The following is a 24,626-nucleotide window of genomic DNA, read 5'->3' on the forward strand; positions in this document are numbered from 1 at the left end:
AGCCGGGCATGGGCTCGGCTCTACAGCTTCAACGCATCGGCTCCACCACCACCGCCGTGCCATAGCACAGCACTTCGGTAAGCCCGGTCATCACATCGGTGGCGTCGTAGCGCATGCCGATGATCGCGTTGGCACCCAGCTGCCGCGCATGCTTGACCATGTCGCGGTAGGTTTCCTCGCGGGCCTGTTCGCACAGTTCGGTATAGATGGTGATGTTGCCACCGAAGATCGTCTGGATACCGCCGAGGAAGTTGCCGACGATCGAGCGCGAGCGCACGGTGATGCCGCGCACCACACCGAGGTTGCGCACGACGCGGTGCCCAGGCAGCTCGAAGGCGGTGGTGACCAGCGCATCATCGAAGCGGAGCGCGGGTGGGGTGGGGGTGCCGCTGTTGTAGGGGTCTGCCATGGTCGCGTCCGTATCGCCGCCTTCTGTAGAGTCGAGCCATGCTCGACGGGCTGTGCAGTAGTCGAGCATGGCGCGACTCTACAACGCAACCGCCTGTTGCGGCATGGTTCCGTCACCGTGCTGGCGCGACAATACCCCCATGACCGACCGTATTCCCCTGCTGCTGCTGCCCGGCCTGCTCAACGATGCCGAGCTGTGGCGCGCGCAGCTGGCCGACCTGGCCGACATCGCCGACTGCACAGTAGGCGACCAGACCCGTGGCGAGACCCTGCAGGCGGTGGCCGAGGACGTGCTCGCACAGGCACCGGAGCGCTTTGCGCTGGCCGGTTTCTCATTGGGCGGCTTCGTCGCCCAGCAGATCCTGCGCATTGCGCCGGAGCGCGTGCTGCAGCTGGCGCTGATCGATACCTCGATCCACGCCGATTCACCGGAACGTGCCGAGCAGCGCCGCAGCCAACGCGCCAGCGTGCGCCTGCCGGGGAAGTTCCACGGCTTCGGCGATGTGCTGATGCGCAGCTACATCGATGCGTCGCGGCTGGATGACTACGTGCTGGTGCAGCGCGTGCGCGACATGACCGCCCGCCTGGGCGCGGACGTGTTCCTGCGCCAGAGCGCGCTGGAACGCCGCGATGGCCATGATGTGCTGGCCGGTTACCGCGATCCGCTGCTGATCGTGTGCGGCGCGAACGATCGCATCACGCCGCTGGCGGTGAGCGAGGAAATGCACGCGATGGTGCCGCACTCGCAGCTGGTGGTGGTGCCTGACTGCGGGCACCTGGCACCGATGGAGAAGCCGGACGAGGTCAGTGCGGCGATGCGTGGGTGGTTGCTGCAGGGCAGGGGATGATCCCCGCCCTCTCGTAGGTGCCGACCTTGGTCGGCACGGTGTTCCAACGATCGATCAGGGCTCAGTGCCGACCAAGGTCGGCACCTACCTGTAGAGCCGAGCCATGCTCGGCTCCGGGGAGGCAGCAGCCGAGCGTGCGCTCGGCTCTACAGCACCACTGCCTCAATCCCAGGCCGGGGCGATGCCTTCCGGGTTGGCCAGGCGATGGCCGCGGTCGAGCTTGGCGATCTGTGCCATGTCTTCGTCGGTCAGGCGGATCGCTGCTGCTTCCAGGTTGCTCGCCAGGTTCTCGCGCTTGGTCGAGGACGGAATGACCGAGAAACCCTGCTGCAGCGCCCAGGCCAGCGCGACCTGCGCCGGCGTGGCCTGGTGGCGTCCGGCAATGGCCTGGATCACCGGGTCCTTGATCACCTCGCCGTAGGCCAGGCTCATGTAGGCGGTGATGTGGATGCCGTTGTCCTGCAGGAACTTCACCAGCAGGCGATTCTGCAGGTAGGGGTGGATTTCGATCTGGTTGGTGGCAATGGCACCGGCGCCGAGGATGCCGATCGCCTTGCGGGTCTGCGCGATGGTGAAGTTGGAGATGCCGATCTCGCGGGTCAGGCCCTGCGCCTTGGCTTCAGCCAGTGCGGCCAGGTACTCCTCCATCGGCACGTCGACCTTGTCGTTCGGCGATGGCCAGTGGATCAGCGCCAGGTCGACGTACTCGGTTCGCAGCTTTTCCAGGCTGGTGCGCAGGCTGGCCAGCAGCGCATCGCGCTTGAACGCGGTGATCCAGACCTTGGTGGTCAGGTAGATGTCGTCGCGCGGCACGCCGGAATCGGCGATGGCCTGGCCGACCTCGGCTTCGTTGCCGTAGATCTGCGCGGTATCGATGGCGCGGTAGCCGACCGCCAGCGCGTTGCGCACGGAGTCGATCACGGTCTGGTCTTTCAGGCGGAAGGTACCGAGACCGAAGGCGGGGACAGTCATGGGGGCTCCAGCAGAGGGGGAGGGAGGCGGGAATATCCACGAAAGGGTAGGCCAGCGGCCGTGTGCATGCCGGCAACGGTGCATTGCATCGACGTGTACGACGGCAGGTGGTGGTGGGTGCGGACCGTTGGTCCGCACTGTTCATGCCGCCACCCATGCAGCGTTGGACGCTGCCGGCCAGCGGCCGGCACTCCCCCTGTCTGCGCTCGACGGTAGTGCCGGCCGCTGGCCGGCAACCGGATCAATCAAGCCGCGCGTGCCAGCCCGCCCTTCGCCGCCGCCGTGGTCGACAGGTCGAACACATCCACCGCATCGATCAGGCGGTTGGCCTGCTGCTCCAGGCTGCGCGCGGCGGCGCTGGCTTCTTCCACCAGCGCGGCGTTCTGCTGGGTCGTGCCGTCCATCTGGATCACGGTCTGGCTGACCTGTTCGATGCCCGCGCTCTGCTCCTGCGAGGCCGCGGAGATCTCGGCCATGATGTCGGTCACGCGCTGCACCGATGCAACGATCTCGGCCATGGTGTCGCCTGCCTCGCGCACGCGCTGTGCGCCATGGCCAACCTGTTCCACCGAGGCTTCGATCAGTGACTTGATCTCCTTCGCGGCTGCCGCCGAGCGCTGCGCCAGCGTACGCACTTCGCTGGCGACCACCGCGAAGCCGCGGCCCTGTTCGCCGGCGCGTGCCGCTTCCACCGCAGCATTCAGCGCCAGGATGTTGGTCTGGAACGCGATGCCATCGATGACGCTGATGATCTCGGCGATCTGCCGCGACGAGGTCTCGATCGCGCCCATCGTCGCCACCACCTGGCCGACCACGCTGCCACCGTGCGAGGCGACCGTATGGGCGCCGATCGCCAGCTGGTTGGCCTGGCGCGCATGTTCGGCGTTCTGGCGCACGGTGGAGGTCAGCTCCTCCATCGATGCCGCCGTCTCCTCCAGGTTGGCCGCCTGCTGCTCGGTGCGGCGCGACAGGTCATTGTTGCCGGCGGCGATCTCCGCGGCGGCGGTGTGGATGTTGCCGGAGGCGTGCTTGATGTCGGTGACGATGGTCGCCAGCTGCGTGGCGGTGGTGTTGGCATCGCCGGCGATACGGGCGAACACCCCCTGGAAATCACCGTGCATGCGCGCGCCGAGACGGCCATCGGCGATGGCGCGCAGCATCGTCGAGACTTCGCCGAGGTTCAGTTCGGTGGTCTGCATCAGGCGGTTCAGGCCATCGACCATCGCGCGGAAGTCATGCTCGAAGCGCGCGCTGTCGCCACGCTGGCTGAAGTCTCCCGCGCCGGCAGCTTCGGCCAGGCGGCGGATCTCGCCATTGATCCTGCCGAGGTTGTGCTTGGCCATGTCCAGTGCTTCGGTGATCACGGCCTTCTCGCCGGGCAGGCGTTCCATGTCCTGGCTGAGGTCGCCGACCGCGTAGCGGCCCATGATCGAGATCGCGCGCATCTTCACCCGGATGTGCGCATCGACCAGTGCGTTGCAGTCGGCCACCATGGTGCCGAACGCGCCGGGGAAGGCAGCGGCGTCCATGCGATGGCTGATGGTGCCGGCTTCGTGCGCCTGCGCCATCGCGGCCTGTGCATCCAGCACGCTGCGCAGCGTGGATTGCACCGCCTGCATGGCCTGCGCGAGGCGACCGATCTCGTCGCGGCTGCGCACCTGTACTGCGTGCTGCAGGTCACCGGCGGCCACCGCGCGCGCCGCTGCTTCCACTGCCAGCACCGGCTGCACCACCGCACGCCGCAGCCACCAGGCCAGACCGATCAGCAGCAGCACGGCGGCCAGCACGGTCAGCACCGCGCACAGCAGCAGGGTCTGCCGCGCCTGCTGCGAACGGGACGCCACCGCCGCTTCAGCCACCTGCGTGGCGTGCGTGCTCAGCGCATCCAGAGCCATCGCCACCGGGCGATCCTTGCCGCGCACCAGGTTGTCGCCGGCCGCGGGATCGTAGCCGGCCGCGGCAAATGCCTGCAGCGCCGCGTGATAGTCCTGCTGCAGCTGCGCGTGCAGGCCAACGAACGCCTGCGCCAGCTCACGCGTGCGCGGGTCCGGGCTGGTGGCCAGACCCTTGGCCAGCTGCCCGACCAGGCGGCCTTCGCTGTCGAAGCCATCCAGGTGGCGTTGGCGCAGCGCATCGTCGTGCCCGCGCAGCAGCACGTTCTTCCATTCCTGCACCTGGCCACGGAACTCACGCTGCAGGCGTTCGGCATCGCGGCTGTGCGCGACTTCGGGCGGGACCTCGGTGGACAACTTCAACCAGGCGGAGGCCAGGCCTGCCAGCGCGCACAGCAGGACCACGGCCAAGCCAACAGAAACCGCGCCGAGCAGCTTGGACTGCAGGCGCGGAGCACGGACAGACGCATTCATCGGGAAGCACTCTCGGGAAGGGGCAATGCGGTATCGACCCGCTACGCTTCCGCTGAAGTGCGACGAACATCACATTAGCGTTTCGTTTAGTTATGTGAAGGAAGTGTTTCATAGGACAAATGTGTCCATATGGAACAAATACGGACCCTGGACAGGGGATATAAATGTAACTACTGTGGTTACATGAAATCCGCGAACCCGCTCTCTGACGCCCTGCACGTGATGGCGCATCTGGTCGGCCAGGATGGCCCGCGCACCTCCGGGCAGCTGGCGTCCTGCCTGCCGACCCATCCGGTGGTGATCCGCCGTCTGCTGGCGCAACTGCACCAGGCCGGCCTGGTGCGCAGCACCCGCGGTCATGGCGGCGGCAGCCAGCTGGCCCGCGACGCTGCAACGATCACCCTGCATGACATCTATCTGGCCGTGGGCGCACCACCGCTGGTGCAGGTCGGCGCCCGCGACGCCGGCGGCGGCTGCCCGATCCAGCAGCTGGTCAACAGCGCGCTGCTGGAGGGGGCACGCGAGGCACAGCGGTTGCTGGAGGCGCGCCTGCAGGCGACCACGCTGGACCAGCTCGGCGCCGACTTCGCACGCCATCTCGCCCATCACCGTTCCCTGGAAGGTCACCATGAATCCTGATGTGCTCATCGTCGGCGGCAGCTACGCCGGCATTGCCGCCGGCCTGATCCTGGCCCGTGCCCGGCGGCCGGTCACCGTCATCGATGCCGGTTCACCACGCAACCGCTTCGCCAGCCATTCGCACGGCGTGCCAGGGCTGGATGGCATCAGTGGTGCCGAGCTGCTGAAGACCGCGCGTCAGCAGCTGCTGGACTACCCCACGGTGCGCTGGGTGCATGCCGAGGCCGTGCAGGCCAACACCAGCGCAGAGGGCGTGGAAGTACGTACCGCCGATGGCCAGGTGCTGGCCGCGCGCAAGCTGCTGCTGGCCAGCGGTATCGCCGACCAGCTGCCGGAACTGCCCGGGCTGGCCGAGCGCTGGGGCAGCACCGTGCTGCACTGCCCCTACTGCCATGGTTACGAAGTGGGTGGCGGCGCCATCGGCCTGCTTGGCGGCCATCCGATGTCCGCCGCCAAGGCGCCGCTGTTTGCCGACTGGGGCAATGTCACCTTCTTCAGCATGGGACGGGACATCACCGATGAGGAACGCGCCGCCATGCAGCAGCGCGGCGTGCAGATCGAGACCTCGCCGGTGCTGGGCGTGCAGGGCGACCAGCCGACCTGGCTGGAGGTGGAGCTGGCCGACGGCCGCCGCATCGCCCAGCGTGCGCTGTTCGTACCGGCCACCCAGGCGATGGCCACGCCATTGGTGCAGCAGCTTGGCTGCGCCTTGGTCGAGAGCCCGCTGGGGGTGCTGATCGAGGTCGACATGATGAAGCAGACCTCGGTGCCCAACGTGTACGCCGCAGGCGATGCGACGACGGTCGGCAACATCACCCTGGCCATGGCCGAAGGCGTGCGCGCGGGCATCGGCGTGCATCATGCGCTGGTGGCCGAAGACAGCGTGCCGCGCTGAATGTGCCGGGGTCAGATCCCTTTCGCAGAAAGCGATCTGACCCCCGACGCGACGTGCTGCTCTGGTAGAGGCCGGCCTTGGCCGGCACCGCTCCGTTACCCCTTCACGCACAGCACCTGGCGCAGGGTGTGCACCACCTCGACCAGGTCCAGCTGCGCTGCCATCACATCGTCGATCGACTTGTACGCGGCCGGTGACTCGTCCAGCACGCCGCTGTCCTTGCGGCATTCCACGTGCGCGGTGGCCTCGCGGTGCTGGGCCAGCGTGATCTGCTGGCGCGCCGTGCCACGGCTCATCACCCGGCCGGCACCGTGGCTGCAGCTGTGGAAGCTGTCGGCGTTGCCCTTGCCGCGCACGATGTAGCTGCGCGTGCCCATGCTGCCGGGAATGATGCCCAGCTCGCCTTCGCGCGCACTCACCGCCCCCTTCCGGGTCACCAGCAGTTCCTGGCCGTGGTGCGTCTCCTTCTGCACGTAGTTGTGGTGGCAGTTCACCGCCATCGCTGCCAGCTGGAACTTCGGCAAGCGGTGGCGCATCTCGGCCAGCACGCGCGACATCATCGCCTCGCGGTTCTGCCGGGCGTAGTCCTGCGCCCAGGGTTTCGTAACGCGGCAGCTTGTAGTCGGTGGACACCTTCAGCGCATCGGCCAGGCGCGTGGCGCTGTAGTTGGAAGCACCGATGGCGCGCACCTTGCCGGCTTCGATCAGGCGGCCGAACGCGGCCAGGGTCGCTTCCAGTGGCGTCGACTCATCATCCTCGTGGGCCTGGTACAGATCGATCACGTCGGTCTGCAGGCGGCGCAGCGAATCCTCGACGGCCGCATTGATGTTGTCCGGGGTCAGGCCGGGGCGTTCGGCCCACTTGGCCACCTTGGTCGCCAGCACCACCTTGTCGCGCTTGCCGCTGCGGGCAAACCACTTGCCGATCAGCGTCTCCGATTCGCCGCCGGCATTGCCCGGCACCCAGGCCGAATACACATCGGCGGTGTCGACCAGGTTGAAGCCGGCGTCGACGAAGGCATCGAGCAGGGCGAAGCTGGCCTTCTCATCGGCGCTCCAGCCGAACACGTTGCCACCGAAGGCGAGCGGACGTACATGCAGGCCGGAACGGCCCAGTTCGCGGGTTGCCGTCATGGGCACGGACTCCTTGGGGGAAGTGCTCCAGAATAAAACGCGTAGTGTGACCGTGCTGCGGCGGCGACCACAAAACAGTGTTCCGCGATACGCACGCAGCTAACGTTCTGTGAACACCTGTGGCGCCGCGGCTGCTAGTCTCGCCGCATCTTCCGCTGGAGTCGCTCCGATGATGCCTGCTTCGTCCCTGCGTGGTTACCGCCTGCTGCTTGCTTCGGCCCTGTTTGCCGCTGTTCCCGCGTTCGCCGCACCGGCCACGGTGGCGCCGGCGAAGATCCAGGTGTCGCCGGCCATCAACGTGGCGGTGAAGGCACCCACCCGTGATGCCAACAACGTCAAGCGCGACGGCTTCCGCCACCCGGCGCAGACGCTGTCGTTCTTCAAGGTGACGCCGGAAAAGACCGTCATCGAGATCACCCCCGGCAACGGCTGGTACTCGGAGATCCTGGCGCCGCTGCTGCACGACAAGGGCCACTACGTTGCTGCGGTGGTCGATCCGATGGCGGTGCCCGAAGGCCGCGGCCGTGACTACCAGCAGCGCAGCCGCGACAGCCTGGAAAAGAAGTACGCCGCTGCACCGGCACAGTTCGGCAAGACTGCCGTGGTGGCCTACGATCCGGCCAAGCCGGTGTTCGGCCCGGCCGGTTCAGCCGATGTGGTGCTGACCTTCCGCAACGTGCACAACTGGCGCAAGGCCGGCCAGGCGCAGGGCATGTTCCAGGGCTTCTTCAACGTGCTCAAGCCGGGCGGCGTGCTGGGCGTGGTCGAGCACCGCGCCAAGGCCGACGTGGCCGACGACGATGACACCGGCTATGTCGGCCAGCAGCAGGTGATCGCGATGGCCGAGGCCGCCGGCTTCAGGTTGGACGCGCGCAGCGAGGTCAACGCCAACCCGCGTGACACCAAGGACCACCCGAACGGCGTGTGGACGCTGCCGCCGACCAACCAGCACGACAAGGCCGATGATGCGAAGTACCAGGCGATCGGCGAAAGCGACCGCATGACCCTGCGCTTCATCAAGCCGTAAGAGGGGTGCCGGGCTGGCGCATGCTGACTCTGTAGAGCCGAGCCCATGTTCGGCTGCTGTTGCGTTCCGCCGTGCTGTGCGCGATGAGCCGAGCATGGGCTCGGCTCTACAGCCGAGTGGCACGTGGCGCGGCATGGGACAATGCGCCACCCGCCGACTGCCGTGCCCGCAATGCTGATCGCCTTCAACAAGCCCTTCAACGTGCTCTGCCAGTTCACCGACCGCAGCGTACCGCCGCGGCCGACGCTGGCCGGGTTCGGCCTGCCGCCGCGCGTGTATGCCGCCGGTCGCCTGGACCATGACAGCGAAGGCCTGCTGCTGCTGACGGATAACGGCACGCTGGCGCACACGTTGACCGACCCGAAGCACAAGGCCGACAAGACCTACTGGGTGCAGGTGGAAGGCACGCCCAGCGATGAGCAGCTGCAACGGTTGCGCGATGGGGTGGAGCTGAATGACGGGCCGACCTTGCCGGCGAAGATCGAGCGCCTCGATCCGGCGCCGTCGCTGTGGACACGCGATCCGCCGGTGCGCTTCCGCAAGACCGTGCCCGATGCCTGGCTGGCGATCACGATCCGCGAGGGCCGCAACCGCCAGGTGCGGCGGATGACCGCGGCAGTGAACCTGCCAACGCTGCGGCTGGTGCGGGTGGCGATGGGGCCCTACCGGCTGGACGACCTGCAGCCGGGGCAGTGGCGGCAGATCGGTTGAAACAGGAAGGGCCGGATACCTCGCGGCATCCGGCCCTCGTAGCTGGTAGGGTCAGAGCCCTTCCTGCGGAAGGGCTCTGACCCGGGCAGCTTCACGCGTCGCTGCCGATATCGCTGTGCTCGTCCACCACGGTGTCGTTGCGGCGGTCGCGTGCGTGGATGCGCTGCGCCTGCCCATTCACCACGTGGCCATTGGCAGCCTTCTTCTTCTGCTGCTTGCGGTACAGCGCATAGCCCAGCAGGCCGACGCCGACGGCAGCCGCGGCAATGGTCACGGCCGGGTTGCGGCGGGCGAACTTGGTGGCGACCTTGCCGCCGGTCTTCACTGCGCCGAGGGCGGCGCCGGTCTTGATCCAGTCCGCGTTGCGCAGGCTGCCACCGGCGCTCTTCAGGCCATCGCCGGCGGTGTGGGCCAGCTCCAGGGCGCGCTCCAGAGCGCGGTCGGTGATTACGGTCAGCTTGCTCATGCGGGGGTCCTTTGCCTCGGGTCGAAGTCCAGTGTCGCGTGTTGCCCGTAAACGGTATGTCAGTCGGGGACGCACGTGGTGTGACTTTACCGCAGCCATTCAGGATCAGGCAGGCTCCGCACCCGGTAGTGCCGGCCGCTGGCCGGCAATGCTCTCCGCCTGGTGCCAGGGGGCTGCCGGCCAGCGGCCGGCACTACCAATCAGGTTCCGCGCGGCTTGGCCCGGTGCGTGGCCGTCGCCGTCCACGGATCATCCGGCCATGGGTGGCGCGGGTAACGGCCCTTCATCTCCTTTTTCACTTCGGCGTAGGTGCTTTCCCAGAAGTTGCGCAGATCCTGGGTGACCTGCAGCGGGCGGCCGCCGGGGGAGAGCAGGTGCAGGGTCAGCGGCACGCGGCCATCGGCGATGCGCGGCGTGTCGGCCAGGCCGAACAGTTCCTGCAGCTTCACCGCCAGCACCGGCGGCAGCGGATCGCCGCTCTCGCTGTCCAGCGCATAGGTGATCGGCCGCTCCAGTCCGGACGGCACGGTGATGCGGGTCGGCGCATGACGCTCGACCAACTGCCGTTGTGACCACTCCAGTGGCGATTTCAGCGCCTCGCCGAAGCTGGATTCATCCAGCGCATCCAGTCGCGTCCTGCCGGCGAACGCGGGCTGCAGCCATTGCGCGCGCGTGGCCAGCAGGGCATCGTCGCTGCAGTCGGGCAGGCCGAGCTCGGGCATCCAGCGCCGCAGCGATTCCACCCGTGCCTGCCACTGGCGCAGGCCCTCGGTCCACGGCAGCGCCTGCAGGCCGAGCTCGGCCACCGCATCGGTCAGCGCCTGCGCGGCGTGCTGCGGATCGACCCGGCCGGCCGAGCGGCTGTCCAGCACGATCCGGTCGAAACGGGTCTCGCGCAGCGCCACCAGGGCGCGTCGCTCGCTGTCCCAGCGCACCACGTCTTCGGTGACGAAGCGCTCCGGCCATGCCTTGCGCAGCTGGCCTTCATCCACCGGTGCGGCACGCAGCAGCAGCGCATCGCGCGCCTCGAAGCGCAGTTCGCTGGCCACCAGCCACGGCTCACCGCGCAGGTCACTCAGTTCGTGCAGGCGCGCGCTGCGGCCATTGGCCAGCAGGTAGCGCAGCGGATCGCCGGGATGCTGGAAACCGATCCGGTCGGGAAAGGCGTGTGCAAGCAGATCGCCCAGTTCGTGCGCCTCGATGCTGGCCGGCGGCGTAGCCTCGCAGCGCAGGCGGCGACGCCACTGCTTGGCGGCGGCATCAATGGCGGCCAGCCCGCTGCGGTTGGCATCGCCCGGCGCGCGGCCAGTGCGGAACGCGGCCAGTGCGCGCCAGCGGGCCGCCAGCGCGTCACCGCCCTGGCGCAGCGGGTCGCGCGCTTCCAGCAGGGCGGCCAGATCGGCGGCCAGCGCCTGCGCGCGGGCATCGGGCGCTGCCAGCAGCATCGCCGCCATCCGCGGGTGCGTACCCAGCGCCAGTACACGGCGCCCGAGTGCGGTGATCGCGCCCGAGTCCGACAGTGCACCCAGGCGTTGCAGCAGTTCGCGCGCCGCACCCATCGGGCCGGCCGGTGGCGGGTCGAGGAAGCGCAGGTCGCTGCTGCCCCACGCGGCCAGTTCCAGCGCCAGTCCGGCCAGTTCCACCTGGTCGATCTCCGCGCGGCGCTGCGGCTCCAGCCGCTGCGACTGCGGCCACAGCCGCCAGGCCACGCCCTCGGCCACGCGACCGGCACGGCCCGCGCGCTGGTCGGCCGACGCCTGCGCGATGGCCACCACGTCCAGCCGGGTGAAGCCGCTGTTGGGGTCGTAGCGCGGCTCGCGCGCCTGGCCGCTGTCGATCACCACGCGCACGCCGGGCAGGGTCACCGACGACTCGGCCACGTTGGTCGCCAGCACCACGCGACGGCGGCCATCGCTGGCGGCCTGCAACACGCGCGCCTGTTGTTCGACCGGCAGCTCGCCATGCAGCGCCAGCACCTCGACGTTGCCATCGAGTGACTCCTGCAGGCCGGCCTGGACGCGCGCGATCTCGCGCTGGCCGGGCAGGAACACCAGCAGGTCACCGGGGTGCTCGGCCAGTGCCTGCTGCACCGCGCGGCGCACCTGCAGTTCCAGCGCTTCATCGCGGCGCGCCGGGAAGTGGCTGATCGCCACCGGATAACTGCGGCCCTCGCTGCTCAGCCGCGGCGCATCGAGGAAGCGTGCCAGCCGCTCGCCGTCCAGCGTGGCCGACATCACCACCAGGCGCAGGTCGTCGCGCAGCTGCGCCTGCACGTCCAGCGCCAGCGCCAGGCCCAGATCCCCACTGAGATGGCGCTCGTGGAATTCATCGAACAGGATCGCGCCGACGGTTTCCAGCATCGGGTCGTCCTGCAGCATCCGGGTCAGGATGCCCTCGGTGACCACCTCGATGCGGGTGCGCGCGGATACCTTGTTCTCGAAGCGGATGCGGTAGCCGACCGTGCCGCCGACCTCCTCACCCAGCTGCCGTGCCATGAACAGCGCCGCGCTGCGCGCGGCGACCCGGCGTGGTTCCAGCAGGATGATCTTGCGGCCCTGCAGCCACGGCGCGTCGAGCAGCGCCAGCGGCACCTGGGTGGTCTTGCCGGCACCGGGCGGGGCCTCCAGCACCAGCCGTGGTTGCACGGCCAGCTGCTGCTGGATCTGCGGCAGCAGCGGGGAAATCGGGAAGAGCGGGGCGTTCATATGCAAAGGATAAGGGGCCACGGCAGGCGCAGGTACAATGCGCGGGCACTTTTCCCCCGCGATGACCATGCACCTGATCGATATCGGCGCCAACCTGACCCACGACTCCTTCGACCGCGACCGCGATGCCGTGCTGGACCGCGCGCGCCAGGCCGGCGTGGTGCAGATGGTCATCACCGGTGCCAGCCGCGAGCACTCGCCACTGGCCCTGCAGCTGGCCCAGCAGCACCCCGGCTTCCTGTACGCCACCGCCGGCGTGCACCCGCACCACGCGGTGGAATACACCGAGGAATGCGATGCCGAAATGCGCGCGCTGCATGCCCACCCGGAAGTAGTGGCGGTGGGGGAGTGCGGGCTGGACTACTTCCGCGATTTCTCGCCGCGCCCGGCCCAGCACCGCGCGTTCGAGCGCCAGCTGCAGCTGGCCGCGGACAATGGCAAGCCCCTGTTCCTGCACCAGCGCGATGCGCATGCCGATTTCATGGCACAGATGAAGAACGTCGAAGGCCGCATCGGCCCGGCGGTGGTGCATTGCTTCACCGGTGAGCGTGACGAGCTGTTCGACTACCTGGACCAGGACTGGTACATCGGCATCACCGGCTGGCTGTGCGACGAGCGCCGTGGCGCGCACCTGCGCGAACTGGTGAAGAACATCCCGGCCAACCGCCTGATGATCGAGACCGACGCACCGTACCTGCTGCCGCGCACGCTGAAGCCGATGCCGAAGGACCGCCGCAACGAACCGATGTTTCTCTCGCACATCGTGGAAGAACTGGCGCGTGACCGTGGCGAGGACGTGGCAGTTACCGCCGCGAATGCAACGGCCGCGACGCGTACGTTCTTCCGCCTGCCCGGCGCAGGTTGATGGTAGTGCCGGCCGCTGGCCGGCAACACGGTTGATTGCCGGCCAGCGGCCGGCACTACCGGAGCAGGTCGCGCAGGCCCTCACGGTAGCTGGGGAACCGCGGCGCCCACGCCAGTGCTTCACGCGTGCCACGGCTGTCGATGCGCTTGTTGCTCTGGTAGAAGCGTCGCAGGGTCGGGCTGAGTGCAGGGTCGTCCCATGCCACGGCAGGTGGCATCGCAAACCCGCCCAGCTGCGCGGCAAAGGCCAGTACCTCCTGCGGCGGTGCCGGCTCGTCATCGGCCGGCAGATACAGGCCATCCACGCACGGCCGCTGCATCGACGCGATAACGACCGTCACCAGGTCATCCACGTGCAGCCGGTTGAATAGCAGCCCGGGACGCACTACGTGGCGGGCACGTCCCTGCGCCAGCTGCAGCAGCGCATTGCGCCCCGGGCCGTACAGGCCGGGCAGGCGGAACACTGCCGATGCGATGCCGCGTTCTCCTGCAAGCGCACGCCATCGCGCTTCGGCCCGCAGGCGCTGCACGCCGGCTGCTTCAGTGGCATCGGCTGCGCTGCGCTCGTCGACCCAGCCGCCGGCGCGATCGGCATACACCGAGGTGGACGACAGATAGCCCACCCAGCGCAATGCCGGGCTGGCCCGCAGCGCGGGCAACAGCAGGCGCAGTGCAGGATCGCCATCGGCGTCGGGTGGCACGCTGCACAGTACGGCCTCGGCCTGCGCGATCTCATCGAGCAGGGCGGGCGATGGCGTGGCATCGGCACCCAGCGGATGGCGACGCAGACCATCGCGTGGTGCCGATGCGGGATCGCGTACCGTGCCGGCGACGTGTGCGCCCAATGCCTGCAGATGTCGGGCCAGCGCACAGCCACTCCAGCCCAGCCCGAGGATCAGCACCCGCGAGGGCAATGCACTGGCGGCAGAGATGAAGCTCACGCGCCGCGCAGTGCCTGGTAGGCCTGCAGGCTGCTGTAGGCGACCTGCAGCAGCAGGGCTTCCTGGTCGGCCTTGCGCGCGCGGGCCAGCATGTCGCCGACGATCTGTTCGGCCTCCACCTGCTGGCCGGCTTCCAGGTCACGCAGCATCGATGCCTTCAGTGCCGAGCCGGCCTGGGTCAGGGTGCCGCGCGCGGTGTCCTGCGCGGCCTCGGGAACCGGTTCGCCGGCGGCTTCGGCCACGGCCAGGCATTCGTCGTACAGGCCGCGCACGATCGCCTCGCCATCATCGGTGGCAACGATGGTGCCGATGTCGGCGCGCAGCAGGCAGGTCGCCGCCGCCAGCGCGGTCAGGAAGGTGTACTTGATCCATTGTTCCTGGCCGATGTGTTCGCTGGCCAGGTGATCAAGATGGGCCTGCGCGCAGACCGCAGCGAAGGCGCGCACGCGCGTCGAAGCCAGGCCGCCGTCGCGCTCGCCGAAGGTGAGCTTGGCCGGTTTGCCCAGGTGCAGCACCGCACCGTCGGGGGCCTTGGTGGCGCTGATGAAGCACAGGCCGCCAAGCACGGCGTCGCGGCCGAAGCGCGCGTCCAGTGCGTTGTAGTGATGCAGGCCGTTGAGGATCGGCAGCACGGTGGTGCCTGCGCCCACGGCCGGGGCAATGGCGTCGATCGAGCTGTCCAGGTCGTAGGCCTTGCAGCTGAGGATGACCAGGTCGAACGGCTTCTGCGCGGCCAATGCGGGCAGTGCATCAGCGGTGACATGCTGCACGGGGAAGCTGGCATCGCCGAGCGGGCTGCGGATGACCAGGCCGTCGCGATCCAGCTGGGCGGCGCGCGCGGGGCGCACGAGGAAGGTCACGTCCACACCGGCCTGGGCCAGGCGACCACCGAAGTAACCGCCGGTACCGCCGGCGCCGAGGATCAGGATGCGCATTGCACGTTCACCGTGTTCTGGGGAATCAGGATTTCGATTGTGCCGGAGATCGCGGCCAACGGCGGTGCCCCTCGTGGTGGTTCGCGGAAAGCACGGTTCAGCGGGGTTGGCCGGGTGCGGCCACCACGGAAAACAGATCAGGAGCGGAAGCGGGTCGCTCGCTGCGCGAGCGCGTGTAGAACCGCGCTCAGGGCAGCTGTTCGCTGAAGCCTTCGGTGTATCCCAATAGAAGCGTGGTGCGGGAGGACAGCGTTGCAGCCAGTTGTGACCAGGTGTCGTGCGTTCCGGCAGCGTAGACGCGCTGCAGGTCCGCGACCAGAGCGTCCGCTTCCGCAGGCGACGGCGCGCTGTCACGCTGGAAGCCCAGCCACGATGCGCCAAGCCCGAACAGGCGGTAGTCGTAATGCTCTTGCAGGTGCCGGATCAGGGCGTGGTTCTGGAAGATGTTCCAGTCCGCGCTGAAGTAGCCGTTGGGCAGGGCGGCGATCAGCAGGTCGTCACGATCCACGGGCACCTGTTGCACGCAGACCACCTCGTCGACGATGAGATCCGGTGCGGCATTGGCCGCGACCAATGCCTCGATGTCCGCGTCATTGCACATCAGCGTGCCCGCCAGCGTGCTCCATTCCAGCCGATGCGTCGAATGCTCAAGCTGCGCGACCACATGCGCCAGCAACCGCCCGCGTGCCGCCAACGCATCGTCGGGGGTTGCCGGGTCTTCGTTCTCGTAGAGCGCGATGCGCGCGTCGTCTGACGCGTGCATGCTGGTGTAGCGGCACTGGCCGGCATCATCGAGCGTGCACAGGTAGCGATACCGGGGATCAGCCGCGTGCCGCGAGGCCAGGTATTCCAGCACCTCATCCAGCGTGGGTGAATCGCCCAGCAACGCATGGCTGAAGGCATCGATGGGGCCGTCCGACACGGCTTTGTCCAGCGCAATGGAAGTGATCTTCATCGCCACAGCCTAGCTGCAATCCCGAACGAGAAAAGCGGAACATCGGCTTTGCCGTGAAAGCTCCATCCACGCATGGCGTCGATCCATCGTGTCGACCAAGGTCGACACCTACCAGCAGCAGCGGAGAACGACATCCCGGCAGATCGCCGGAATTTGCCATCCCCCGGATAGTCAGCTTTTGCCGTTGCCGTTGCCGTTGAAGTTGACGTTGATTCGGCGGGTGCAGGGCCGCAGGCCCTGCAGGCCACCCTCAGCTGCGCATGCCCACGCCACGGCGCAGCAGCCACAACGCCAGCGCCGTCAGCGCCACCACGAAGCCGATCATCAACCCATAGGCCACCGGCAGCGGCACATCGCTGCTGCCCAGCAGGCCATAGCGGAACGCATTGACCATGTAGAAGATCGGGTTCGCGTGCGTGGCCGCTTCGGCCCAGCCCGGCAGCAGCTTCACCGAATAGAACACGCCACCCAGGTAGGTCAGCGGGGTCAGGATGAAGGTCGGCACGATCGCCACGTCGTCGAACTTCTTCGCATACACCGCATTGATGAAACCGGCCAGCGAGAAGATCGTCGCGCCCAGGATCACCGTGGTCAGCATCACCAGCGGGTGCGGAATGCGCACCGGGGTGAAGAACATCGCGATGATCAGCACGATCACGCCCACCATCAGGCCGCGCAGCACGGCGCCGGCCACGTAGCCCCACAGGATCACCCAGTTCGGCATCGGGCTGACCAGCAGCTCTTCCACGTGGCGGCCGAACTTGGCACCGAAGAACGAGGAACTGATGTTGCCGTAGCTGTTCTGGATCACGCTCATCATCACCAGGCCCGGCACGATGAACTGCATGTACGTGTAGCCGCCCATGTCACCCACGCGCGACCCGATCAGGTTGCCGAAGATCAGGAAGTACAGGGTCATGGTGATCGCCGGCGGCACCAGGGTCTGGCCCCAGATGCGCATGATGCGGGCGACTTCGCGGCGCACGATGGTCATCAGTGCGATGCGGTTGCGCTGGCCGTCGGTCAGCTCGGTGGTGCTCATGCAGGCTTCTCCAGGTTGCCGGTGAGGCGCACGAACAGCTCCTCCAGGCGGTTGCTCTTGGTACGCATCGAACGCACGCGGATACCGGCCTCGTTGAGCGTGGCGAACACGCGGTTGAGGTCCATTGCGCGCGGCATGTCGATGTCCAGCGTGTGCGGGTCCGGCGCGGTCAGCGTCGCACCCTCGATCACCGGCAGCTGCGCCGGCAGGTCACCGTCGATGTCCAGCAGGAAGCCCTCCACGTCCAGCTTGGCCAGCAGGGTACGCATCGGCCCCTGCTCGACGATCTGGCCATGGTTGATGATCGCCAGGTGGCGGCACAGGTACTCGGCTTCTTCCAGATAGTGCGTGGTGAGGATGATCGTGGTGCCGGCAGCGTTGATCTCCTTCAGCACGCGCCACATGTCGCGGCGGATCTCGATGTCCACGCCGGCGGTCGGCTCATCCAGGATCAGCAGGCGTGGGCGGGTCATCATTGCGCGGGCGATCATCAGCCGGCGCTTCATGCCGCCGGACAGCGTGCGGCTCATCACCTGCGCCTTTTCCCACAGGTGGGCCCGCTTCAGTTCCTCTTCGGCGCGCTGCTCCGCTTCCTCGCGCGGCACGCCGTAGAAGCCGGCGTAGTTCACCAGGATGTCGAAGGGCTTTTCGAACAGGTTGAAGTTGATTTCCTGCGGCACCAGCCCGATCAGGCGCATGGTGGCGCTGCGGTTGCGCACCAGGTCGCTGCCGAACACCTCCACCTGGCCCTCGCTGAGGTTGACCAGGGAGCTGATGATGCCGATCAGGGTCGACTTGCCGGCACCGTTGGGGCCCAGCAGGGCGAAGAAGTCGCCCGGGGCCACTTCCAGGGAAACCCCCTTCAGGGCCTGGGTGCCGTTGTCGTAGGTCTTGCGCAGGTCGCGCACGCGCAGGGCGGGCGCCGTATCGTTCTGGGATGCCAAGCTCGAAGCCTTCGCGCCCATGGGCTGGCGCTGGAGAGGGGCGGGGAGGGGCTATTATAGAAGACCCCGAGGGCTTGCCCCGGCTACACACTGTCCCGAAAAGTCGTGCCTGTTCAATTCCCTCTCAAGCTGGTCGGCCGCCGCATGCTGGCCCCGACCGTCGGCCACTACCAGTTCGTGCGTGACGATGGGCAGCCGCTGGATTTCCAGCCCGGCCAGTTCATCCAGGTCCATTTCAGCTACGCCGATGGCACCGAAACCAAGCGCAGCTACTCGCTGGCGACCATTCACGACCACGCACTGGGCCCGGGCGAGGCGGTGGATATCGCGGTCAGCTTCGTGCCCGGTGGCGCCGCCACCGCGCTGTTCGAGGCGCTGGAGCACGGCGGCCAGATCAGTGCGTCCGGCCCCTACGGCCGCTTCTGCCTGAATCCCGGTGACCACAATGCCCGCTACCTGCTGATCGCCACCGGTACCGGCGTTACCCCGTACCGCTCGATGCTGCCGCTGCTGGAAAAGGCCATGGCCGAACGTGGTGCGCAGATCGTGCTGCTGCAGGGCGCGCGCAGCCCGGGCGAGCTGCTGTACAGCGAGGATTTCTACAGCTTCGCCGAAAAACACCCGAACTTCCGCTATGTTCCATGCCTGTCGCGCGAACTACCCGCCGATCCGCATCCGGACGTGCAGCACGGTTACGTGCAGCAGGCGCTGGCCGGTTTCACGCCGGACCCGGCCACGGACATCGCCTACCTGTGCGGCAACCCGGACATGGTCGATGCCTGCGCCGAGCTGCTGAAGGCCGCCGGCCTGGGCAACCCGCAGATCCGCCGCGAGAAGTACGTAAGTTCAACCCCTTCAAAGGCTTAAGTGGCCTATTGACCTTGGCGAACAGCGGGCGTACCGTCCGCTGCAGGTCAGCTCGGAGTCAATCCGATGCAAGTGGTTATGCCCCCTGAGGGAGCCTTTGCACACGCGCCTAAGTTGCAGCATGTACCGATTCTGATCGGTGACGATGGCTCATACCCAATTGAAGCCAACCGCTACCTCGATGAGCGCAGCAACGGGGAATGGCAACTTCCTCGCGACCGATCAAAAGCAAAAGCTGAGAGTGAGCTCTTTTACGGGCCCATCCCAACCTTGCGCTCGCGAAGAAACATGGCCGCAAGGCTTTCTATTTTTCTCGAATGGTGCATAGACCAAGCCACTGATTGGCGAGAAATTTCCTACAACGAGAATATCCTTCATCAGTATCAGCCGGCACTCCTGAGTGGAGACGGCTCCCCGAGTGGGAGGCAGTTGGATCCCGCTACAGTTAACCTCTACGTCAATGAGGCGTGTCTATTTCTGACCTGGGCCAGCGAGCGCGGCTATCGCCTGCCCATGCAGATACCTGTAAGAAAAGTTGCATACACCTACATATCGCCCACAAGCTCGCAAAGCGGAACACTGCGCTCAAAGACTGTGCGGATCGGGTCTCTAACTGCGCCGGAAGCTCCGATCATCCTCCCTCCTGACAGGGAGGTTGAGATGTGGTTGAAGTCGATTTCGGTGCGTGCGCCCGTAAAAATTCTGATCTTCGAGCTGATCATCCGTTCTGGCCTCAGGATCTCGGAAGCCAATCAACTACGGGTCACCTGTTTTCCAGCAAAAAGAACGAGCGAGAGAACCAACTGGCAACCCGACTGGATATTGGCTGGTGAGGTTCCGCTAGTGCTCAAGTATGGCACTAAGGGAGGCAAGGTCAGTCCTGGGTCAGACCTTGGCACAAGATGGCGTACGGTATTTGTGCCACTAGATCTTGCCGAAAGGATCTGGCACTACATTTCGGTGATTCGACCGACCCAGCTGACGAGATATCACATTGGTGATAGGAAACACACCAAGCGGACAGATCGTCTGTGGCTTGGAGAAGGTGTGAACCGACCTGTGAGCAATGAGATGCTTCGCCGGATTTGGACTTCCGATCGGCATTGTCCCAAAGGATGGCACCCTCATACAGGAAGGCACCATTTTGCGGTGGAGAAGATCTGCGCCCTGACGCGGGCGCAGTTGGCCCTCGCAGGCAACTCAGAGCTGAGTGGTGCTGACTTCGGTTGGTTGCATGGGCTCATGGCCGGACAGGTAAAGATGCTTCTCAGTCCGCTTATGGGGCACGTTGATGAGCGCACGACGATGCAATACTTGCGCGCTGCGGTAGCCAAAATTGGTCGTGATCGAGGGCATCCAGCAATTCGTTGGAATGCGATCATCGACGAGGCATTGACGTGAGAGCGCGTGAAGATACAGGGGGAATGCCTGGGAAATGGGTGGTGCCCTGTACACATCCGGACCTCATTAGCACGGGGAAGATCTATGACTTCTCGATTCTGGCGACTGGTGCAAGTGATGCCCCGCCCATTGCCGCAGTCAGGCATTCCTGGAAGGGGGGATTCACTGGTAGGCCGGAGCTGCTGCGCGATCTATGGCCTACGCTGAGCGCGAGTATTGAAGGCATCGCATCAGACGGTGCAGCTGCAAGAAGGGGGGCACTGGTGTCCTTCTGGAGATTCCTCGATGCACTTGAGGGATACATGGCCTCAAATGGAATTCCATTCAAACGGGTGGTTAGACTTCGCGATCTGACATCCCGGCACGTTGCCCTCTACACAAGCCCGGGTCCGGAGGGTGCATGGGATGCCACTATGGACAGCAGAGCTGCCGTCGTCCGCGCGATTATAAAGACCGCGATTAGCTACCATGAACTTCCAGAGCTAGTACTTCCAGTTTTCAGGATAGCCTCGAATCGCCGCGAGACCCCATCCGAAGAGCACGGATTGGCCGTCATTAGGCTGCTACGAGCGGAGGCACTGAAGGTTCTACAGCGGTGGAGGAGAACGGACAGACTCATTCCTCAAGGACGCGATCTGATCGAGTTGTACAGAGAGAATCCTGAGTTCATGAATGCCCCCGACTTCGTATGTACGGAAGCGGATGCGCACGCGACCTATCGCGCGCTCATAAGGCTGACGGGAAATCCAGTGCCTCGGCGATCTCAGTTGTTGGCGATCTTCGGCAAGCGCATCAAAAGACTCCCAAGCTGGTGGGCGCACTACCCCGATGACCACGAACGATCAGGAAGCGAGGTCGGCTGGCACGATCTGGTTGCCGGAACCTATCCTACTAGCGCAGATGTCTCAATTTTCTTCCTGCTCTTTGTAGCGCGGAGCGCCTGGAACCCCGCAACCGCAGCATCCATGAACTTGAGCGACTGGACGGCAGTCTATGATGAGCAGCATGCATGGATCTATGCGCCTAAGGACCGGGCCAAAGGGACCGCGCAATGGACTGTGTCACGGGTAGGCGATGCGACGGGCTGTCATTCGTTAGTTGAGCTTCTTCTGAAGCGGACAGAAGGGCTTCGAGGCCATATCGAAAGAAACCCGCGCCTGTGCCCTCTCCCAGACGTTGTCGCTCGTAGTCCATGGGTGGGCGTAACAGTGCGCGGACGGCGACAAGGGGTGTATGTAGTAAATCCCCGCACAACTCGAACTGCAAACAACTGGCTCGCCTCTCTGATAGAGCAACTCGATGACGGCACCCGTACAGCTTCCGAGACCATGTCAATTGGACAGTTCAGAGATGTCGCCGCGGCTGCGATCTTCAAGGATTCTCAATACTCGAACTGGGTAATGATGGTACTACTTGGTCACAAGAACCTCATGACCACTAGGCACTATGGCTACCGAAGATCTTCTTTTGAGGAATCCTTCTCGCTTGTGTCCGAAGTGATTGATGACTTGTTCTCCCAGCTTCGGGTCAATCGTGTGTTCGACGTAGCCTTGACGAGGGCGAAGCTCGCAAAGTTGGACGTCAGTGAAGCCGAGATCGAAAAGCTGAATCAAGCACGCCGTCATAAGACCTACGACGGAAGCGGATGTGCAGATCCTTACAGCCCGCCAGCAGTCATTGATCCAGGCAATCCGAGAGATGGATGCACTCTATGCGTCCAGCAGCATAGGTGTGCTTCCAGCGGCTGCCCCAACTGTTTTGTGTTCACGGACAGCCTGGACTTCATCTGCCGGCGTGTGGCAGAGCTAGAGGCAGTTCGGACCTCCGTAGGAATGGTTCGGTTCGATGCTGGATCAGATGCAAGTGACCTGGCGCGGCTTCGCCTAACCGTTCTTCAATGGCCAGCAGATGCAGTGAAGTTCGCCATTGATAAGTGGGCGGCAAGGATAGCCTCCGGTGAGCACATGCCAATCTACTTCGCAGGGCAGCACTGATGAAAATGGTCAACCGGTCTCTAGTAGCAGGCAACCATGAACTCCTAGCTCCTGACGTGGAGGTGTCGCTACTGTCGATTAGTCCGAATGAGCTGAGGTTGGCGCCGGAGGCAAAGCTGAAGCAGCTTCAGAAGCTTGTTGGAATGGGGGACAACTGGGGCGTTCTTCGTATTGACGACGAACATCAGTCTGGCCTACGGACCTCTGATCTCGATCTAAGGCTCTATTCTGGAAGGGGCAAGACGTGCAAGGGGAAGCACTCACCCTTCGTAGTTCGAGAGCTTATGAGGCTGGCGATCACGATGGCGATAATTCCAGGCAAAACCGGGAAGGTGTATAGATACACAACGATCCGGACGCTCATTGCCAATCTTAAGAGGGCGATCCAGCGTACAAATGTACGTCCAAGCTCCAAGAGACTCTGGAGCCTGGTCGAACGCGCTGGCCTGACGCAGAAGTACTCTGACTGCCTTGGGGTGGTTGAGTACTACCACCGACTGGGGTGTCTTCCCGATGGCCCCGCGCCCATGCGTCCAACGGTTCATGGAATGAAGGCTGCGCGAGATCGAACGGGTGAACCTGAGCATACAATCCCGGTCAGCATAGCGAAACCTCATCAGCCATACTCAGATGAGTTCGTCTCTGAAGCAGGCTCGATGGCACTGGTGATGATCGAAGTCGTTGGTCCTACTTTGTTGGATGCCGTAGAGGCCGCACTCGCCGCTACTGAAACTACTCGTGATCTGAAAGACGGTCCCTCGCCATCTCCCAGTCGCCGAGCTGCTCGCGTAAGCAATGCTGTGATCCGGTCATGGGAATGGCGGGGGCCTGACGGGGAGCCGCTTAGGGATGCCCCGCTTCAATTTTCGATGAAATCCGGGCGAAGTGGAAAAACCGTCGCATGGCCGCCTCGGACGTTACCCCAGGCCTTGCGCCTGATAGTGGTTCTACAGGGTGCACACGCTTTTCCGGTGGCTCTTTCTGGCGGTCCCCGACATGGTGAACTGCTAACGATGCAGATCGGCTCGCTTGGCAAGCGAGGTGGTTCCAGTGTTTACGAGTTCAGAACCTGGAAGTTTGAGAATCCCGGAGGGAGGCAGAGTGAAGCGCCAGCGCCGTCAATTGCCATTCAAGCGATTCTGCAGCAAGAGCGCCTAGCGAACATTTTTCGACGGCACCACGGCCTAAAGGGGAACGGCCTGTGGGTTTCCCCAAGATATCCAGATAAGGTGCCGAGCCTTGCGCATGTGTTCAATAGCTTCGTGGAGATACTTGGCCTGGAGCGCTGGCTCACCGATGGTGGTATGAACCCGCATCGATTCCGAAAGACCCTCGCTCGAATTGTTGCTCTAGCGCTTGTCCATGCGCCAAAGATTTTGATGGATGTCTTTGGGCACAGGGATGAACAAATGACAATCATGCGCTACATACTTTCGGATCCAGGAATTCTTTCCGAAGTACAGCAAGTTGTACGTGAGATGCTTATTCTAAAGGGAGTGGAGGCGATCAATAAGGCTGATGAGGTTCAGGGGGCCGGCGCAGAGAAGCTACGGGGGCGTGTGGCGCTGTTCGCGCGCCGGCTGGGTAAGTCCGCCCTTGATCCGCAGAACATCAGGGAGTTCGCCCGCGCGATGACTGCTGAGGGCTCTTCTTGGGCAGTTGTCGCACCAGGAATAGTGTGTACGAACTTCACCGATGGAGGCCTTTGCAACAAGGGGCATGGTCAGGCTAATCCACACTACTGTCATCCTGCATGTGAGAATCAGTTGATTCTCCCTGACGACGAGGATAAGGCGTCCAGAAGCGTTGTTCAGGCCATCGAGACAGTTCAGTACAATCTTGAGTTGCTAGAGCACGCTTTCGTGGATGATGACGTTATGCTCATTGCTCAGTTCCGGGGGCAGATCAAGTCCGTGCTCGGCAGGTGGAAGAAGGTGGACGAATACTTCTCGAAGAGCAGTTTGCTGACGCGCCTCGTACCCAATGTGGTACTTCTGAAATGAGACAAAAGAAGAGTCTTGCCGAGCTTGGAAAGGAGCGGACGGAGGCGTTCGTTGCACGCCTTCGATCAACTATGGCCGAGATTGACAGGGAGATATCGGAGAACGACGGAGTGTATCCACGGAACTCTGGTCGGCTGAATGTTGCAGAGCTGTGTCGGCGGGCAAAGGTAACAGCGGTATCGCTGCACGGAGAGAAGCATGCCGGCACCACAAAGCTCGAGGTGCAGGCCTGGCTCACGAAACTTCGAGTGGACGTTCCTACGAGCGTGAAGGCCGCCAGACGAAAGTCCTACTCACAAAGGCTGGGATGGAAAGAGAGGTACGACGGTATTTCTGCGCAGTTCAAGAACATGTACTCGATCGAGGTGGTGCAGCGAGATGCAAAGATCGCCGCCTTGAAGAAGGAGATTTCTGAGCTGAAGTCACAGATCAAGAAGCAGCGCGAGGCGGGCTCAAGGGTGGTTGGAATCGAGAGCGGGAGAAGGAGAAAAGCGAGTTCGTAATAGGGC

At 64.8% G+C, this 24,626-nt stretch carries 21 protein-coding genes and 2 pseudogenes; 11 read left to right on the plus strand and 12 right to left on the minus strand.

Annotated features, from left to right (window positions below; all coding sequences use genetic code 11):
• Positions 1-28: 28 nt before the first annotated feature.
• Positions 29-409 carry a YbjQ family protein gene (locus tag J3A72_RS03225; RefSeq protein ID WP_049442059.1) on the minus strand — a complete coding sequence of 127 codons (381 nt, stop codon included), beginning with the start codon at positions 407-409 and terminating at the stop codon, positions 29-31.
• Positions 410-548: 139 nt separating this feature from the next.
• Here J3A72_RS03225 and J3A72_RS03230 point away from each other — a divergent pair, with 139 nt between their 5' ends.
• Complete coding sequence (locus J3A72_RS03230; RefSeq protein WP_032960593.1) at positions 549-1,256, plus strand: alpha/beta hydrolase; 708 nt, start codon at positions 549-551, stop codon at positions 1,254-1,256.
• Positions 1,257-1,418: 162 nt separating this feature from the next.
• On the opposite strand, the gene dkgB is transcribed toward J3A72_RS03230, so the two are convergent.
• Entirely contained in the window at positions 1,419-2,228 is an 810-nt protein-coding gene (dkgB, locus tag J3A72_RS03235; RefSeq protein WP_014648825.1) for a 2,5-didehydrogluconate reductase DkgB, read from the minus strand.
• A 245-nt stretch (positions 2,229-2,473) separates the two neighbouring features.
• Positions 2,474-4,594 (minus strand): methyl-accepting chemotaxis protein, encoded by a 2,121-nt coding sequence (locus tag J3A72_RS03240; protein ID WP_075075821.1) that lies wholly within the window; start codon positions 4,592-4,594, stop codon positions 2,474-2,476.
• A 183-nt stretch (positions 4,595-4,777) separates the two neighbouring features.
• Here J3A72_RS03240 and J3A72_RS03245 point away from each other — a divergent pair, with 183 nt between their 5' ends.
• Both J3A72_RS03245 and J3A72_RS03250 read left to right on the plus strand, forming a co-directional pair.
• Positions 4,778-5,233 carry an Rrf2 family transcriptional regulator gene (locus J3A72_RS03245; protein ID WP_075075820.1) on the plus strand — a complete coding sequence of 152 codons (456 nt, stop codon included), beginning with the start codon at positions 4,778-4,780 and terminating at the stop codon, positions 5,231-5,233.
• Entirely contained in the window at positions 5,223-6,128 is a 906-nt protein-coding gene (locus J3A72_RS03250) for an NAD(P)/FAD-dependent oxidoreductase (protein WP_075075819.1), read from the plus strand. Before J3A72_RS03245 ends, J3A72_RS03250 begins: the two co-directional genes overlap by 11 nt.
• Positions 6,129-6,223: 95 nt before the next feature.
• Here J3A72_RS03250 and J3A72_RS03255 read toward each other — a convergent pair.
• Both J3A72_RS03255 and J3A72_RS03260 read right to left on the minus strand, forming a co-directional pair.
• Positions 6,224-6,724: pseudogene (locus tag J3A72_RS03255) on the minus strand (RtcB family protein); the annotation flags it as partial.
• Positions 6,723-7,262, minus strand: a pseudogene (locus tag J3A72_RS03260) (aldo/keto reductase); the annotation flags it as partial. The pseudogenes J3A72_RS03255 and J3A72_RS03260, both read right to left, overlap by 2 nt.
• A gap of 169 nt (positions 7,263-7,431) precedes the next feature.
• Here J3A72_RS03260 and J3A72_RS03265 point away from each other — a divergent pair.
• Complete coding sequence (locus J3A72_RS03265; RefSeq protein ID WP_075075817.1) at positions 7,432-8,289, plus strand: class I SAM-dependent methyltransferase; 858 nt, start codon at positions 7,432-7,434, stop codon at positions 8,287-8,289.
• Between the two features lie 171 nt (positions 8,290-8,460).
• Positions 8,461-9,000 (plus strand): pseudouridine synthase, encoded by a 540-nt coding sequence (locus tag J3A72_RS03270; RefSeq protein WP_014648817.1) that lies wholly within the window; start codon positions 8,461-8,463, stop codon positions 8,998-9,000.
• A 91-nt stretch (positions 9,001-9,091) separates the two neighbouring features.
• On the opposite strand, the gene J3A72_RS03275 is transcribed toward J3A72_RS03270, so the two are convergent.
• Both J3A72_RS03275 and hrpB read right to left on the minus strand, forming a co-directional pair.
• Positions 9,092-9,466 carry a hypothetical protein gene (locus J3A72_RS03275; protein ID WP_014648816.1) on the minus strand — a complete coding sequence of 125 codons (375 nt, stop codon included), beginning with the start codon at positions 9,464-9,466 and terminating at the stop codon, positions 9,092-9,094.
• A 200-nt stretch (positions 9,467-9,666) separates the two neighbouring features.
• Positions 9,667-12,171, minus strand: coding sequence for an ATP-dependent helicase HrpB (hrpB, locus tag J3A72_RS03280; RefSeq protein ID WP_046433145.1), 2,505 nt, complete (start codon positions 12,169-12,171; stop codon positions 9,667-9,669).
• A 67-nt stretch (positions 12,172-12,238) separates the two neighbouring features.
• On the opposite strand from hrpB, the gene J3A72_RS03285 reads away from it, so the two are divergent.
• Positions 12,239-13,036, plus strand: a complete 798-nt coding sequence (locus J3A72_RS03285; protein ID WP_041864321.1) for a TatD family hydrolase — start codon at positions 12,239-12,241, stop codon at positions 13,034-13,036.
• Positions 13,037-13,091: 55 nt separating this feature from the next.
• Here the strand turns inward: J3A72_RS03285 and J3A72_RS03290 are convergent, their stop codons facing one another.
• From J3A72_RS03290 to J3A72_RS03310, 5 genes are all read right to left on the minus strand, one after another.
• Positions 13,092-13,976: an epimerase gene (locus tag J3A72_RS03290; RefSeq protein WP_075075816.1), complete on the minus strand. Its 885-nt coding sequence runs from the start codon at positions 13,974-13,976 to the stop codon at positions 13,092-13,094.
• Positions 13,973-14,911: a 2-dehydropantoate 2-reductase gene (panE, locus tag J3A72_RS03295; RefSeq protein ID WP_053496507.1), complete on the minus strand. Its 939-nt coding sequence runs from the start codon at positions 14,909-14,911 to the stop codon at positions 13,973-13,975. Before panE ends, J3A72_RS03290 begins: the two co-directional genes overlap by 4 nt.
• Positions 14,912-15,098: 187 nt before the next feature.
• On the minus strand, positions 15,099-15,866 hold the full coding sequence (locus tag J3A72_RS03300; RefSeq protein ID WP_075075815.1) for a hypothetical protein: 768 nt from the start codon (positions 15,864-15,866) through the stop codon (positions 15,099-15,101).
• A 250-nt stretch (positions 15,867-16,116) separates the two neighbouring features.
• Positions 16,117-16,908, minus strand: coding sequence for an ABC transporter permease (locus J3A72_RS03305; protein WP_014038898.1), 792 nt, complete (start codon positions 16,906-16,908; stop codon positions 16,117-16,119).
• A complete protein-coding gene (locus tag J3A72_RS03310; RefSeq protein WP_005411567.1) occupies positions 16,905-17,873 on the minus strand; it encodes an ABC transporter ATP-binding protein in 969 nt (322 codons plus the stop codon). The genes J3A72_RS03305 and J3A72_RS03310 overlap by 4 nt, the downstream gene beginning before the upstream one ends.
• An 84-nt stretch (positions 17,874-17,957) precedes the next feature.
• Between J3A72_RS03310 and J3A72_RS03315 the strand changes: the two genes are divergently transcribed.
• From J3A72_RS03315 to J3A72_RS03335, 5 genes are all read left to right on the plus strand, one after another.
• Positions 17,958-18,719 carry a ferredoxin--NADP reductase gene (locus tag J3A72_RS03315; protein WP_075075814.1) on the plus strand — a complete coding sequence of 254 codons (762 nt, stop codon included), beginning with the start codon at positions 17,958-17,960 and terminating at the stop codon, positions 18,717-18,719.
• Positions 18,720-18,785: 66 nt separating this feature from the next.
• Positions 18,786-20,120, plus strand: coding sequence for a site-specific integrase (locus J3A72_RS03320; protein ID WP_125899101.1), 1,335 nt, complete (start codon positions 18,786-18,788; stop codon positions 20,118-20,120).
• On the plus strand, positions 20,117-22,114 hold the full coding sequence (locus J3A72_RS03325; protein WP_125899102.1) for a hypothetical protein: 1,998 nt from the start codon (positions 20,117-20,119) through the stop codon (positions 22,112-22,114). Before J3A72_RS03320 ends, J3A72_RS03325 begins: the two co-directional genes overlap by 4 nt.
• Positions 22,114-24,117 (plus strand): hypothetical protein, encoded by a 2,004-nt coding sequence (locus J3A72_RS03330; RefSeq protein WP_125899103.1) that lies wholly within the window; start codon positions 22,114-22,116, stop codon positions 24,115-24,117. The genes J3A72_RS03325 and J3A72_RS03330 overlap by 1 nt, the downstream gene beginning before the upstream one ends.
• Positions 24,114-24,620: a hypothetical protein gene (locus tag J3A72_RS03335; protein ID WP_049459868.1), complete on the plus strand. Its 507-nt coding sequence runs from the start codon at positions 24,114-24,116 to the stop codon at positions 24,618-24,620. Before J3A72_RS03330 ends, J3A72_RS03335 begins: the two co-directional genes overlap by 4 nt.
• Positions 24,621-24,626 lie beyond the last annotated feature (6 nt).

Origin of the sequence: Stenotrophomonas sp. PvP093 (assembly GCF_017876915.1) — a bacterium.
Classification (GTDB): Bacteria; Pseudomonadota; Gammaproteobacteria; order Xanthomonadales; family Xanthomonadaceae; genus Stenotrophomonas; species Stenotrophomonas muris.